Origin of the sequence: Pelagibius sp. Alg239-R121, from assembly GCF_947331435.1 — a bacterium.
Classification (GTDB): domain Bacteria; phylum Pseudomonadota; class Alphaproteobacteria; order Kiloniellales; family Kiloniellaceae; genus Denitrobaculum.
The window spans coordinates 1494730-1508537 of record NZ_CAMZOF010000001.1; the positions used below are offsets into that span (position 1 = coordinate 1494730).

Annotated in this window: 13 protein-coding genes; 5 read left to right on the forward strand and 8 right to left on the reverse strand. The window is 58.1% G+C overall.

The features are described 5' to 3' along the window. Positions 1 to 20: 20 nt before the first annotated feature. Positions 21 to 1181: an ABC transporter substrate-binding protein gene (locus QMZ18_RS06725; protein ID WP_282605453.1), complete on the reverse strand. Its 1161-nt coding sequence runs from the start codon at positions 1179 to 1181 to the stop codon at positions 21 to 23. Between the two features lie 559 nt (positions 1182 to 1740). Here QMZ18_RS06725 and QMZ18_RS06730 point away from each other — a divergent pair. Then, positions 1741 to 2604, forward strand: coding sequence for an IclR family transcriptional regulator C-terminal domain-containing protein (locus QMZ18_RS06730; protein ID WP_282605454.1), 864 nt, complete (start codon positions 1741 to 1743; stop codon positions 2602 to 2604). 21 nt (positions 2605 to 2625) lie between these two features. Here QMZ18_RS06730 and QMZ18_RS06735 read toward each other — a convergent pair whose 3' ends face one another. The 4 genes from QMZ18_RS06735 to QMZ18_RS06750 all read right to left on the reverse strand — a co-directional run bounded on the left by QMZ18_RS06735 (position 2626) and on the right by QMZ18_RS06750 (position 5217). Then, positions 2626 to 3201, reverse strand: coding sequence for a cupin domain-containing protein (locus QMZ18_RS06735; RefSeq protein WP_282605455.1), 576 nt, complete (start codon positions 3199 to 3201; stop codon positions 2626 to 2628). Beyond that, entirely contained in the window at positions 3198 to 3857 is a 660-nt protein-coding gene (locus tag QMZ18_RS06740; protein WP_282605456.1) for an RNA polymerase sigma factor, read from the reverse strand. The genes QMZ18_RS06735 and QMZ18_RS06740 overlap by 4 nt, the downstream gene beginning before the upstream one ends. Before the next feature lie 242 nt (positions 3858 to 4099). Continuing rightward, positions 4100 to 4510: a cytochrome c family protein gene (locus QMZ18_RS06745; protein ID WP_282605457.1), complete on the reverse strand. Its 411-nt coding sequence runs from the start codon at positions 4508 to 4510 to the stop codon at positions 4100 to 4102. A gap of 113 nt (positions 4511 to 4623) precedes the next feature. Next, a complete protein-coding gene (locus tag QMZ18_RS06750) occupies positions 4624 to 5217 on the reverse strand; it encodes a ferritin-like domain-containing protein (protein WP_282605458.1) in 594 nt (197 codons plus the stop codon). Positions 5218 to 5296: 79 nt separating this feature from the next. Between QMZ18_RS06750 and QMZ18_RS06755 the strand changes: the two genes are divergently transcribed. Together QMZ18_RS06755 and QMZ18_RS06760 are read left to right on the forward strand one after the other, a co-directional pair. Next, a complete protein-coding gene (locus QMZ18_RS06755; RefSeq protein WP_282605459.1) occupies positions 5297 to 6397 on the forward strand; it encodes a LysR substrate-binding domain-containing protein in 1101 nt (366 codons plus the stop codon). Between the two features lie 125 nt (positions 6398 to 6522). After that, entirely contained in the window at positions 6523 to 7713 is a 1191-nt protein-coding gene (locus tag QMZ18_RS06760) for an aromatic ring-hydroxylating dioxygenase subunit alpha (RefSeq protein ID WP_282605460.1), read from the forward strand. 67 nt (positions 7714 to 7780) lie between these two features. Here QMZ18_RS06760 and QMZ18_RS06765 read toward each other — a convergent pair whose 3' ends face one another. After that, positions 7781 to 9259 (reverse strand): carnitine 3-dehydrogenase, encoded by a 1479-nt coding sequence (locus QMZ18_RS06765; protein ID WP_282605461.1) that lies wholly within the window; start codon positions 9257 to 9259, stop codon positions 7781 to 7783. Positions 9260 to 9295: 36 nt separating this feature from the next. Next, a complete protein-coding gene (locus QMZ18_RS06770; RefSeq protein ID WP_322097149.1) occupies positions 9296 to 10189 on the reverse strand; it encodes a 3-keto-5-aminohexanoate cleavage protein in 894 nt (297 codons plus the stop codon). A gap of 88 nt (positions 10190 to 10277) precedes the next feature. Between QMZ18_RS06770 and QMZ18_RS06775 the strand changes: the two genes are divergently transcribed. Continuing rightward, on the forward strand, positions 10278 to 11258 hold the full coding sequence (locus tag QMZ18_RS06775; protein ID WP_282605463.1) for a GlxA family transcriptional regulator: 981 nt from the start codon (positions 10278 to 10280) through the stop codon (positions 11256 to 11258). On the opposite strand, the gene QMZ18_RS06780 is transcribed toward QMZ18_RS06775, so the two are convergent. Beyond that, the gene (locus QMZ18_RS06780) at positions 11224 to 11895 is read right to left on the reverse strand and encodes a DNA-3-methyladenine glycosylase I (RefSeq protein WP_282605464.1); all 672 of its coding nucleotides are present in this window, start codon (positions 11893 to 11895) and stop codon (positions 11224 to 11226) included. The genes QMZ18_RS06775 and QMZ18_RS06780 overlap by 35 nt on opposite strands. Before the next feature lie 251 nt (positions 11896 to 12146). Here QMZ18_RS06780 and QMZ18_RS06785 point away from each other — a divergent pair, with 251 nt between their 5' ends. After that, a complete protein-coding gene (locus QMZ18_RS06785) occupies positions 12147 to 13745 on the forward strand; it encodes a hypothetical protein (RefSeq protein WP_282605465.1) in 1599 nt (532 codons plus the stop codon). Positions 13746 to 13808: the final 63 nt, after the last annotated feature.

Genomic DNA, 13808 nt, shown 5'->3' on the forward strand with positions numbered 1-13808 from the left:
CGAACGAACACTTCGTTCTCTTAACGGGTCAAGGTGTCGACGGCCTTGAAGCTCCCGTCCGGCTGGATCACCGTCAGGAAGACGCTGTCCATGCCCTGGTTGTCGCCATTGCCATAGTTCAGCGTGGCACCACCCAGATCGAATGCACCGGTGCCGTAAACCGAGCTCAGGAAGTTGTCGCGCGACAGCTCCTTACCGGCCTTCTCGAGCGCCATGATCGTCAAACGGCCGACCATGTAGCCTTCAAGAGACACAAAACCCGGAGCCAGCGAAGGATCGTAAGCCTTCAGGGCCTTCTGGTAATCGGCAACCAGCGGGATCGAAGAATCCTGCGGGAAAGGCACGACCTGGCTGATAACAACACCGTCACCCTGATCGCCGAGCTCCTGAGCGAGAGCATTGGAACCAACGAAGGAGATGGTCACGAAGACCGGGTCCAGCTTCAGCTTCTTGGACAGCTTAACGAACTCGGCAAGCGGCTTGTAAGCACCGACCATGACGACGGCTTCAGGCTCGGCCTTGCGGATTTCGAGCAGAGCCGACTTCACGGCAACCGTGTTGCGCTTGTATGTACCTTCGGCAACCAGAGACATGCCACGGGCTTCCAGAGCTTTCTTCACGCCGGAAAGACCGACGCGGCCAAAGCCGTCATCCTGATAGAGGATGGCAATCTTCTTGATGCCCAGGTCCTCGGTCAGATGCTTGATCCAGGTTTCTGTCTCCTGGTCGTAGGTGGCGCGAACGTTGATAACGTTGCTGTTGTTCGGATCACGGAGGAATCCTGCACCCGTGAAAGGACCGATGAAGGGAACGCCGGCTTCGGTCGCGATCGGTTGCGTCGCCTTGGAAGTCGGCGTGCCGACGGCACCGATCAGAGCGAAGACATTGTCCTGCTCGATCAACTGACGGGTGTTGGCGATCGAACGATCAGGCTCGTAACCGTCGTCCAACTGCTTGACTTCCAACTGACGGCCGTGAACACCGCCAGCTTCGTTAACCTCTTTGAAGGCAGCCATCAGGCCCTGATGCATACCGGTGCCGAGAGCGGCGGCAGGGCCACCAAAAGCTGCCGACTGACCCAGGATGATGCGGTCGGCCGATACGCCCGGCGTTTCGGCCGATACAGCGCCGACACCGGCAATAAGACCGGCAGCGGCAAGAGGTAACAGGATTTTCTTCATAGACTCTTTCTCCTAATTCTGGGTCACCCCCGCTTGGGTGGATGATCACCAAGTGACGCGCGTAGGAACCTCCATGCGAAGCCGCCTGTGCATTACCTGCACTTCACCTGCCTTTTCTAATTAAAGGTCAGGAGCGTGCTTCGTTTGTTGCTTCTATAAATTGTTTTTAACAAAACAACCCATACTTTAAGTAGAAACGTAAGCATTTACATGCTTCGGATTCCAGATTTAGATTTCGATAAGTTAATGTTTTCTTTAAGTTGAATTTATCGATCTCTATTTTCGTAAATTTCGCTGTATTTTCTTAAATCGCAGTTAATTCAGCGGCGAAAATCAGCTGACAATTGACGCTCTACTTCACCGACCGGAGGTAGGCAGGAAACGTAATACAGGTACCGTATTGTAATCGCACATTTTATCCCGGAAGATACGCAGAGTTGGCGAAACACTTCTGGCAATCATGACAGTCATGAGATACCGCTGTTTTCGATCCTGCCGAGCAGACGATCGCATTGAGTAACATTCGCACCACCATGAACACTTCTGATAGGGACACGGGATGGCCACTGGTTCAGCGCCGCAGCAACGCCGAAAGGCAGTCAGGGCGGTTTCTGCCACAGCGGACCGGTCAGAGCGCCGCCGGAGCGGGCAAGTTCAATCGCTTGCCCGCGCAATCTCGCTCCTCAATGCCCTGACTGACGAAGACTATGGTTTGAGCCTCAGCGATCTTGCGCAAAAGGTTGGCTTGGCCCCGTCCACAACCCACCGGCTCCTGACCACTTTGCAGGAGGAACGCTTCGTTCGGTTCGATCTCGAAAGGAATGTATGGCTAGTCGGCGTGCAGGCCTTCGTGGTTGGAAATGCCTTTGTGAGATCGCGAGATCTCATCAACATGTCACGACCGCACATGCGAAACCTCATGGAAGACAGCGGTGAGACCGTGAATTTAGCGGTCGAAGACCAAGGGGAAGCCATATATTTAGGGCAAGTCGAATGCCGTCAGATGATGCGGGCCATCGCCAAGCCGGGTGGCCGCGTGGCACTTCATTGCTCCGGTGTCGGCAAGGCACTACTTTCTGGCCTGCCTGATAGTGAAGTCAACAAGATCGTACAGAGGCGTGGCTTGGGCCGCTTCACCGACAAAACCATCGATACCCCGGCTAAACTCCGGCAAGCATTGAGTTTGGCTCGGAAACAAGGTTACGCGTTCGACGACGAAGAAAACGCTATCGGGCTGCGTTGCGTCGCCGCGGTTATTTACGATGAGTACGGGCACCCATTGGCGGGGCTTTCCCTCTCCGGGCCGACGGCACGGATGCCGGATGCGCGTGTCTCTGTTCTGGGGGCGCTTGTCGTCAAAGCTGCAGGAGAAATCACCACGGCACTGGGCGGTGCCGTACCGGATTTCTCAAACTACGGCTGATGCCAAAATAATTCGATCAAATCAGGCGGCGTGGCGAATGAATACAAGGCCACCGTTTTGGCTGGTGACGTCTTCATGCCGTGTACCGGGCTGTACCACGTGATAGTCACCCGAATAGAGCTGAAGATCGCCGATGATCATATCTCCTTCAATGATCATGCATTCCTCCACGCTGCTATGCTCATGGGCAGGATAGATCGCTCCAGGCGCCAGTTTGAGTAGAAGAGATTTCTCGCCGCTTTCTTTGTCGAGGTGAAGCAACTTCCACTCGACACCCGGTCCAATCTCTCGCCAATTCCCGGACTCGGCCCGCACAGTAGAGGCTTTGCGTGGGCCTAGGGCATCGATTTGGGATTCGATCCTGCCCCAAAGGCTGTGCGCCGGTTCAGAATCACGACTGCCGTCTACTGTGGCAGCAAGCCGATCTTCCAGGAGTGCGAGCCGGTCTTCCCACTGCGCGACAAGCTCACGCAGTTGCGGATCTTCGTCCAACTTAATCAGGAAACCTGCCCGATCGTCACTATGGAGAGTTCCCAAAACAAATTCTGAAGCGAGTCGATCCAACTCGTTGTAGGCGGGTATGTCTCTCTTACTCATGACTCGAGACTATCCTTCAGCGCCTTCAGACCACGCCGCACCCAGCTCTTGGCTGTTCCCAGCGGTACGCCCATCGATTGGGCAAGCTCCTCGTGGGTATAGCCATAGCGATAGGCCAACAGGATTGCGCGTTGGTGTTCCGGCTTCAAGCGTTTCAGCAGCTTGCGAACTGACATCGTGTCGACAAGGGATGCATCGGCATCCGAAGGTGTCGAGCAACAGGGCTTGTCCGAATGGGCAATTTTGTCTTGCGTTTCGAAGTCAAAGCCAAGGGATGGCGCCGCAGTGTCGACGCCGCGTGCCCGGTCGGACCGGATACGGTCGATTGCCCTGTACCGGGCGATGGACGTGATCCAAGCAAGTGGCGCGCCGCGCGACACCTGATAGCGGTCGGCGCGTTGCCACAGCAGGACAAAGGTTTCCTGCGCCACATCCTCAGCCACCTCTCTGCTTCTGACAATACGCAGAATGATGCTGAAGACAATTCGCGACGTTTGATCGTAGATAGCCCGGAAGGCGACCCGGTCGCCGGTCGCAGTGCGCCCGATCAATATTTCCAGCGGCTCTTCGCTTTCCGCTGAAACCTTAAGGCCATTTGGGGCGCGTGCGCCCGGCGACGTCCCGTTTGTTTCCAGAGTTACGATGTTTGCACCCACTTTTGTGGAACTCCTGCCAATGGGAGGAATTGCAGCGTCTTCTCTTGCCGATGGCACGAGACGTAATTTTTGTAGCTTTGTACGTTCAGTTGAACGCAGTGGATTAGTGGATGCAGTCATTGCGGTCATATTTATAGCGGTTCGCGTTTGCCTAATACGGACGGATTCAAAATTTGCGTTCGAAATCAGCTCTATGCAGATTGAGAGGCAGTGCATTTTGAACCAATTCAATGTGAGTTGATTTAGAAGTCCCCGTCGCCGGGCGGATGCCTTTCGCCCTTCTCTGCGAGCGACCGTAGGAAGGCGATGATATCCAACCGGTCCTCGGCCTTGCGAATGCGAAAACCCATTTTCTGTCCGGGAATCAATGTCTGTGGATTGGTCAGCCAGAGGTCGAGTGAGGATTCATCCCAAAGGATTTTTGAGTCAACCAGGGCCTGGGAATAGTCGTAACCGCCTTGGGTGCCGGCCATCCGGCCAAAGACACCGCGGTGGCGCGGACCGATCCGGTTTTGCTCGATGGAATGGCAGGCACCGCAACGGCTGTCATAGAGTCTCGCGCCCCGTTCGGCGTCAGCAGCGCGCGTTGCCAGGGCGTTGAATGAAAAAGACGCAAACACAAGAAGGAGCGTGGCCAGATTTCTGAGCTTCATGTGCATTTCTCGTTAAGGAAAAAGGAAGCGGGGGAGTCGTCTATGTCGTTTCTCAGACGGCGCCCCCGGTTCGAGTCTTATGGGACAATGGAGTCCCGATGTTTCGGCAAATGTTAGGCGCCGAAACTCAAGGCTTGCGTCGGCAGGCTGTCGCCGAGCGCCGATGCGAGGACAGTCCAGTGCATGGTCTCATCCGCTGCCAGGCGGCCGGACACCTGGGCGAGATCGGGATCCAAAAACGCGGGAATTACACCGAGATAGGCGTTGGCAGCTCCCTTCTCGAGCTTGGCCGCCAGACGCAGAACATCTGTTTGACTCTTCAAACCGCCGGCACCAAGAGCGGCGCCATATTCGTTCAAGGTCTTTGAGTCGACCGCTGCGCCACCCAGCATCTTGATTGTACCCGCCAAGGCATCGCGATGTTCCTTATGCTGGCTTTGAAACAAGACCGCCGTCTGCAGCACCGGCTTCGCTAGAAAGCCACTTTCGGCCCCGAGCTGATAAGCGCCGATCGCCTCGTGCTCGAGACCGAGCGCAGTGTTCAGAATTGCCACGTCCTGAGCGGCATCGCCCTGGGCGCCGCCCGTGGAAGCGTTCCTTGCCATCGATTCGCAGCCGGCAAGCAGGGCTACGGCGGTTGCCGAAAGCACAGATTTACCTGTACCGCCGAGGAATAATCGGCGGCCGATATTTACTGTATCAACCATTGAATTTCTCTCCTGGGTCAAAAATAAGTTGGAGAAGCGCGCGTCTCTGAAGGCATTACGCGCGCCATCCTGGAATTGGATGCAGGCGAGAGAAAAAGTTTTGCAAGAGGGATGCATCGGTGCTGCCTCTCAAGGCCGACGCCTGTTGACCGCCGCTGCAATCGCGCGTCCAATAGACCGCAGGATCATCCTGCCCGACCTGACCTTTGAGAGACTCTGTGCGATGCCACGGCGCTATTACGAGTTGCCTTCCCTGACCAGCCTTGCGGCTTTCGAAGCCTCGGCACGGCATCTCAGCTTCAAGCGGGCTGCGCACGAGCTCAACGTTACGCCGGGTGCCGTGAGCCGGCAGATCAAGGCGCTTGAGGCGGACATCGGCCTGCCGCTGTTTCAACGGGTGCACAGAGGTGTGGTTCTGACCACCGACGGCACCAAGCTCTACACCATCCTCGCCCAGAGCTTCAGTCAGATCGCGCAGGCCTATCAGGACGTCCGGAACAAGGAGCGCCGCGCAGAGGTGACGATCGGCGCAACCACGGCATTCGCGTCACTCTGGCTGATGCCCCGCCTGGGCGAATTCTCCAGAGCGCACAGAGAGATCACCCTGAACCACGTCATCGCCGACCGGGCGCATGACCTGCGTCTCTCGGCCGTCGATCTGCGCGTGCGCTATGGCAAGGGCGTCTGGCCGGATGAGCGGGCGGTCAAACTGTTCGATGATCGGATCTACCCTGTCTGCGGCCGCGATTTCGCCGAGGCCCACCGCGAAACTGCCGACCTCCAAACAATCACCGAACTGCCGCTTCTGATCCTGGACGGCGTAGACCCGGAATGGACCGACTGGACCGAATGGCTACAGCGTCTGGGGCAGAGCGCATCAACCCGCGACACACGCCGCTTCAACAACTATTTCATCGCCCTCCAGGCGGCCCAGGATAATCAGGGGGTCGTGCTGGGCTGGAACTCCATGGTCAAACCCCTGCTCGACGCGGGTAAGCTGGTCCGCCTGACCGACCTGGAAGTCGCTGCACCAGGCTCCTTTTACGTGACGACCAATGCCAATCGAAATCTCACGACACACGGACAGATCCTGTTGGATTGGCTGGTCGAGACAGCGCAGCAACCGACGGGACAGCTTGCGAAAACCGCCGATTCCCTGGCGGTCAGCTTATTGGATTGACTTAAGGTAACCTGTGTTGATTTAAAATCACCCGATGGATGATCTTTTAGGCTATTGATCCTAAGGTCACTTCTGCCGTTTTCTGCGCTACCGAGGCGTTTCGCTCGATATAATGAGAGGCGTATATGAAGCTGGCAGAAACCGTGTCTCCGGACCATGTGCAACCGGTCGAACATAACTTAATGCCCGCCCTGGCCGCCGTGCCGGACGGCGGCTGCCTGCCCAATCCCTTTTATATCGAAGAAGCCGTTTTCGAGGAGGAAAAGAAGCGGATCTTCGCGCCAAACTGGACTTGTATCGGGTTTGGCAAGGATGTCCCCAATATTGGCGACGCCAGGCCCATCACTTTTCTCGGCATTCCCCTTCTGCTGTTGCGGGACAAGAGCGGTCAGGTTCGGGTGTTTCAGAACGTCTGCCGGCACCGGGGGATGACCCTGGTCAACGAACCGACGAATTTCCGCGGCGTGATCCGCTGCCCCTACCACTCCTGGTGCTATAGTCTTGACGGCGCGCTCAAGACGACACCCCATCTGGGTGGGCCTGGACAGAACGATCATCCCGCCGTGAGCAAGAGCGAACTCGGACTCTACGAAGTGCGCTCGACGGTCTGGATGGATCTGGTCTTCGTCAACCTCTCGGGCGACGCGCCCGCCTTCGAAGATGCGGCAGCGACGCTCACATCCCGCTGGTCCGAATTCGAAGGCCAGGCGATCTACCACGGCGGGCCAGACTCGTCCTTCAGCCTCACAGTCGCGAGCAACTGGAAGCTCGCCGTGGAGAATTACTGCGAAAGCTACCATCTTCCCTGGATCCATCCGGGGCTCAACAGCTATTCGCGGCTAGAGGATCACTACAACATCATTGAGTCAGGTGACTTTTCCGGCCAGGGAACGACGGTCTACAATCCGAGCCTGGATAACTCGGGCCGCCAGTTTTCTCACTTCAAGGGCCTGTCGGAAAAATGGTCGACCTGCGCGGAATACGTCGCGCTTTATCCGAACGTGCTGGTCGGCATCCACAAAGACCATTTTTTCAGCATCCTGCTGGAGCCGGTTGCGCAGGATAAAACCGTCGAGCGCGTCGAGATCTATTATACCTCGCCCGAGATGACCGGGGGCGATTGGGCCGATCTGCGTGCGCGCAACAGCGAGATGTGGAAAGAGATCTTCGTGGAGGACGTCGGCGTGGTCGAGGGCATGCAGCGTGGCCGCCACGCGCCGGACTTCGACGGCGGAACGCTCTCTCCGGTCATGGATACAGCGACTCACGCATTCCACGCCTGGGTCGCAGACCGCTATTCCCGCACCGCGCTCTAATGCAAACTGCATAGATAGAGACCCATCTATGCAATTTGCTATAACGTCCGGCCTCGTTACGAATTAGTTAAAGCTCGGCGATCCGGCGACCTGCCTCGGAGGGTTGCTCCAAACCTGCGTGGGCGGCCGCGATGGCCTCGACCCGCGCCAGGACCTCCGGCAACGCGGCGCAGGCTCGCTGTGCCTTGGTGTCCACATGCAGCATCATCTGCTCAGCGGTCGCCAGTCGTGTGCCATCCTTACTGTGCGTCATGACATGGAACAGCCGCAGCCGTTTTGGATCCTGACCGAGAAGCTGTGTGCGCACCTCAATCGGCTCACCGGCGTGAATCTCGCGCAAATGCATGATATGGGTCTCGACCGTGTAATAGCTGTTCCCGGCCGCCAGGTATTCCGCATTCACACCGATATAGCCGTAGAAGGCATCCGAAGCCTCGCCGAAGACCTGCAGGTAACGGCTCTCTGTCATATGTCCGTTGTAGTCGACCCACTCAGGATCGACCGCCGTCTGCAGTAAAGCAAAGGGCTGCGAGAGGTCATCATCCGCAGACATCACGCGTCCCTGCGACTGGCCGAAGAGCTTCGTTTCGAAATCCTTCAGAACCGCGCCGGCGGCGAAATCGTTCTTGCGCAGACCCTGCAGGATCGACACCAGACAATCGTCGCGCTTGCGTTCGTAATCGCGGATCGAGATTCCGGCGGCCTGGTCTTCAGACTGAGTCACGACCTTATCGATCAGATCATCGGTCAGCTCGGGCGCCTCCAGCTTGGTCCAGGGCAGTTTCAACGCCGGTCCGAACTGCTCCATGAAGTGCCGCATGCCCGCTTCACCGCCGGCCAGACGGTAAGTCAGAAACGATCCCATGAAGGCAAAGCGCAGCCCCGCGCCGTAGCGGAAGGAATCGTCGATCTCCTCGACCGTTGCGATGCCGTCGTTCACCAGCCAGAGCGACTCGCGCCAAACCGCTTCCAGCAGGCGGTCTGCCAGGAAGCCGTCGATTTCCCTGCGCAGAATCAGCGCCTTCATGCCGACCGATTCGTAAATTGCCGCGGCGCCGGCCTTGGATTCCTGGCTGGTCAGATCGCCGCCGCAGACTTCGACCAGCGGCAAGAGGTAGACCGGGTTAAAGGGGTGCCCCACCACCAGACGTTCGGGATTCTGCATTTCACTCTGCAGCCGGCTGGGTAGCAAACCGGAAGTGGAGGATCCGATTATCACGTCCGCTGCCGTCGCCCGGCTGATCCTGGCCAGAACCTCGATCTTCAGTTCTTCGCGCTCGGGCAGGCTTTCCTGCACGAAGTCCGCATCGCGCACAGCCTCCTCAATGTCGGTCACGATGCGCAGCTTTCCCTCCTTCAGATTGGAGGTATAGGTCAGCTTCTTCTGCGCCCGGCGCGCATTGGCGAGCACCTCACCGATCTTGCGCGCCGCTTCGGGGTCCGGATCCGCAACCGTGACGTCAATGCCGTTGAGAAGAAACCGCGCCGCCCAGCCGCCGCCGATCACGCCGCCGCCAACCAGGCCGGCCTTACAAATCTCACCCATTTTCCGTCCTTCCCCGCCTTAGAACCTGATCGCGCGCTAGCCGCGTTTAACTAGTTTGAGTTTCTCGCGCACTTCGTCTGGATCCAGGATTTTGACATTCATCCCTTCCAGGATCGTCACGGCACGTTCAACCAGTGAGCCGTTGGTCGCCTTGACACCGCGTGAGAGATAGAGATTGTCCTCAAGACCGACCCGCACATTGCCGCCGCAGAGTGCGGCCTGCGCAACGAAGGGCAGCTGCATCCTGCCGATGGAAAAGCCCGAGAAGATCGAGTCTTGCGGCAGGGCATTGACCAAGGCCTGAAAGGTCGTCGGGTCGTCCGGCGCGCCGTAAGGAATACCCATACAGAGCTGAATCATGATCGGATCGTCGAGCAGTCCTTCGGAGATCAGATGCTTGACGAAGACCAGATGTCCGGTATCGAAGACCTCGAGCTCAGGCCGCACCCCGAGCTCCTGAACCCGCCGCGCCATGGTGCGCAGCATCGAGGGCGTGTTGGTCATGACATAATCGCCGGCCAGAAAGTTCATGGTTCCGCAGTCCAGCGTGCAGATCTCCGGCAACAACTGTTTGACATGTGCCAAACGTTCGAGCGGGCCGACCATATCCGTGCCGTTCGGGTTCAATGGCAGAGGTGACTCCCCGGCACCGAAGATCACATCTCCGCCCATGCCGGCAGTCAGGTTAATCACGACATCCGTGTCGGACTCCCGCACGCGCTCGACCACTTCTCGGAAGAGCTCCGGGTCGCGCGCGCCCAGCCCGGTCTCCGGATCACGTACGTGGATGTGGGCGATCGCGGCGCCCGCTTTCGCGGCTTCAATGGCGGCGGCGGCGATTTCCTTTGGCGTGACCGGGACATGCTCGCTTTTATCGGCAGACTCGGCGGCACCGGTGACGGCGCAGGTGACAAAGACTTCCCAATTCATCGGCATCCTCCTGTTAGAGGCGAACACTAGCGTTGTTCCCAATAGAAAAGCGTATGATTTTTACCTTAATTCGTACTAATTTCGACAAATGAACAGAGCTAAACCACTTCACTTCGGGTTCCTTTTGCTGCCGCAATTCAGCAATCTCTGTCTGGCGAATGCCGTTGAACCCCTGCGCGCCGCTAATCACTTTGCCGCCACCCAACTGTATGACTGGTCACTGGTTTCAGAAGATGGCGAAGCCGTCACCACTTCAAGCGGCCTGACCATTGCGGCCGACGCTGCACTGAGAAATCTGGAGGCACCGGACATGCTGTTCGTGGTTGCCGGCTACGATTACCGGCGGCTGACGACTCCGAAACTCAAGAGTGAGCTGCGGCGCTTTGCGCGCGGAGGCACCATCCTCGCGGGACTTGATACCGGTAGTTATCTTTTGGCTTCAGCAGGGCTTCTCAACGGTCATCGGGCTACAATACATTGGCAGGAGCTGGAATCCTTCGCCGAGGAATTTCTTGATATCGAAGTGGTTCCAGATCGCTACGTCCTGGAAAAGAGCCGCATCACGGCAGGCGGCGCCACCACGACACTCGACCTGATGCTGCAAATCATCGGCAAGGACTACGGAGAAGCTCAGGCACTCGATGTTGCCGGCATCCTGATATACGATCAGCATCTTACCGCCCAGGATCCGCAGTCGGGCCTCGCCCTGCGCGGCACCGGGCGCCTGACGCCCAAGCTGGTCGAGACAATCGCCATCATGCAGGACACTGTCGAAACGCCGCAGCCACTCGGCCGGCTCGCGCGTGAGGTCGGCCTTTCGCAGCGTGAGCTTCAGCGCCTGTTCCGCCGGCAACTGCAGACCACGCCGCTTCGCTACTACCTGCATCTACGGCTCAGCCTCGCCCGCGGACTGTTGTTGGAGACCCGCATGAATTTAAGTGAAATTGCCACCCGCAGCGGATTTAGTTCAGCCGCAACCTTGTCGCACGCCTACGTTCGCCACTTTGGACAGGCTCCCAGCGCGACGCGACGACTTAAGTCCCGATCGACATCGCAAGAACCCGACTGATCTCGGTAAGCGAACGGCCGCTTTCCTCCGACCAGCCATTGAACGCGGCCTGCACAGCACGCATTGAAGACTTCGACCCCGGCGCTTTGTCCACGACTCCTTCGCGGATCAATGCCGCGGTGACGTCTCGCGACAGAACGAAGCTGTCTTTGCCGATCTGACGCAAAAAGTACTGTGCCGTGGTCCCCCCGAGGCGGCCGCCGCGTTTCTTCAACAGCTCCAGCAAGCCGATGTAATCTTCGGACGGCCAAGCTCCAAGACACCTGGCGGCCGTGCCATGTTCGCGCGCAAGATCATTCAGGAAGATCGCATTGTCGCGCACCGAGAGGATCTTAACGGCGTTTCTGACAATCCGCGTATCCTTGACCAACCGGTCCAAGTCTTCATCGGACATCAACGACCAACGGCCCGGGTTGAAGCCATCGAAGACCTCTTCGAAACCCGGCCATTTGTTCTCAATGACCTTCCAGTTGAAGCCGGCCTGAAAGACGCACCTAGTCATACCTGCCAACCAGCGGTCGTCTCCCAATTTAGTGAGTACGCGGTCGGACTTCGGCTTCGAGAGCAAGGCCTCGAGCGCCTCGGCGCCACCCTTTCGGTTTGCGGCCAGGGAAAAGATCTCATCGAAACTGCGCATTATTGAACCCCTCATGAAATTCCGCCAAACAGCCAGCACTGCAGGGAGGCGGACTGCTATTGTCCACCACCTCACCCTCCTGGACGAGCAAATCCCATCCCATCCGACAAATTGTGAAGACGCTCACGTGCTTGTGAAGTTATCTGACGCCCTAAGTTCTCCAATCACCTTATGTTATTGGGATGCTAAAGACGATTTGCAGTTTGTGCGGGCGCGGAACCCTATCCAGCTTCATCGCGAGCGCCGTGATCATGTCTGGGGTTTCCGGTGCGACCGCTCAATCGAACCGGTCTCAATCACTCGAACTCCCTGTCCTTGCGCAAGTCGGGCCCTGGCCTGTCATCAGCCAGATGACACTTTTCCAGGGCAAGCTCTGGTTCACCAACAGTGTGAAACACGTGGATCACAATTCGGCGGAGATCTACAGCTTCGATCCGGCGATGGAAACCACGCGCTACGAGCGTCATCTCTGGAGTCAGGACGCTGGAAATCCCTTTGTCGATGAGGGCCTGCTGTACTGGCCTTCTGAGGATCCCCGAATTTCCCCCGGCTGGGGCGATTTTCAAGTCACTAATGGCGTCGACTGGGCCAGCGGTCAGATCACGACCGCCCGAATGTTCCATGTGTTCGCCATGGCAAAGCTTGGTAACGAACTGGTCGCGGCAACGTCTGCCTGGCGGGCAGGCCTGCAGGCCTCTCGCGACCAGGGGAAAACCTGGCGGGAAACCTACGACCATCCGACACCCGACCAGCGTGTCTCACGAATCATCGATCTCGTGGAAATTCAAGGCCTTTTGATCGGTCATCTGAAGGGGCCGGAAGGCCGCAAACTCATTCGCTTTGACGGTACATCAGTCAGCGACCTGCCGGGGTGGCCTCAGAACGTGGCGATGTCAGAGGTCGTCAGACACGGCCAACATGTTTATGGACTCATTCAGACACAACAAGGGGCGGCCGTCTGGCGCAGCGACGGCACGATGTCCGAAGTAGTGGCTGAGCCTGTCGCAGGCTGGCATCCCTTCGATCTGGCATCGGACGGAGACCGACTCTGGGCCATATCGGATAGCGATGACGGGAGTCGGCTTTGGCGCAGTGACAGCGCAGTCGAATGGTCACTTGCGGGAACTTTAAAAGGCGGCGAAGCCTACGATGTGGTTGCCGCCCAAAATGCGGTTTATGTCGGCGGCAAAGGCGCGGACGGTCGGGGCATCCTCTGGGGTTTGATTGAGCATTCGGGCAAACCGGCAATATCCCGCACGACGCAATTACCGAATCTTCGCCCGCGTGCCCGACTCCCAGTCACCGATTGGCCGGCGCAAGCCAAGGCTCTCGACCAGGCGCTCGCGGCGCCGCAAAGCTATGAAGTCCGTGGGCGCCCTATCCGGGATCTTGCCTACGTCGCCGCTACGTCGCTGCCGCCCGCGGATTTCTTTAATCAACGCCTCAAGGTACCGCGACCCGAAGGCCGCATGAACCCTTTCCGCGATGTCGTGATTGATCCTGTGGGCGACATTGGCGCCTCGACCATCCTCTGGGCCATGGGACTCTCAGGTGAAGGTCGGGTGCCGCCCACCTTGGTCGCAGCCCCCTGGACCAAGGCCGAGAACGGCGCCGCCAAATACTTCGATCCGCAACCCACGGCCATTTGGGCAGTCGCCGAGCTCGGACAACAAGATTCAGCGACGATTGACGCCCTCATGTCCCGCCTGGATCAGCCGGACGATCCTTTATGGCTGAAGGGCGACGTGGTCGGTGCTCTGACTGTACTCACCGGCCACCGATTCGGTTTCGATCTCGAGGCCTGGCAAAACTGGTGGCATGACGCCAGACCCGCCTGGCCGGAAAGCTGAGAACGCGCAAGGGCCGATATTGCCGGCTCTCCTCCCAGTTCTGCTGACCAGAGCAGTTTCCAC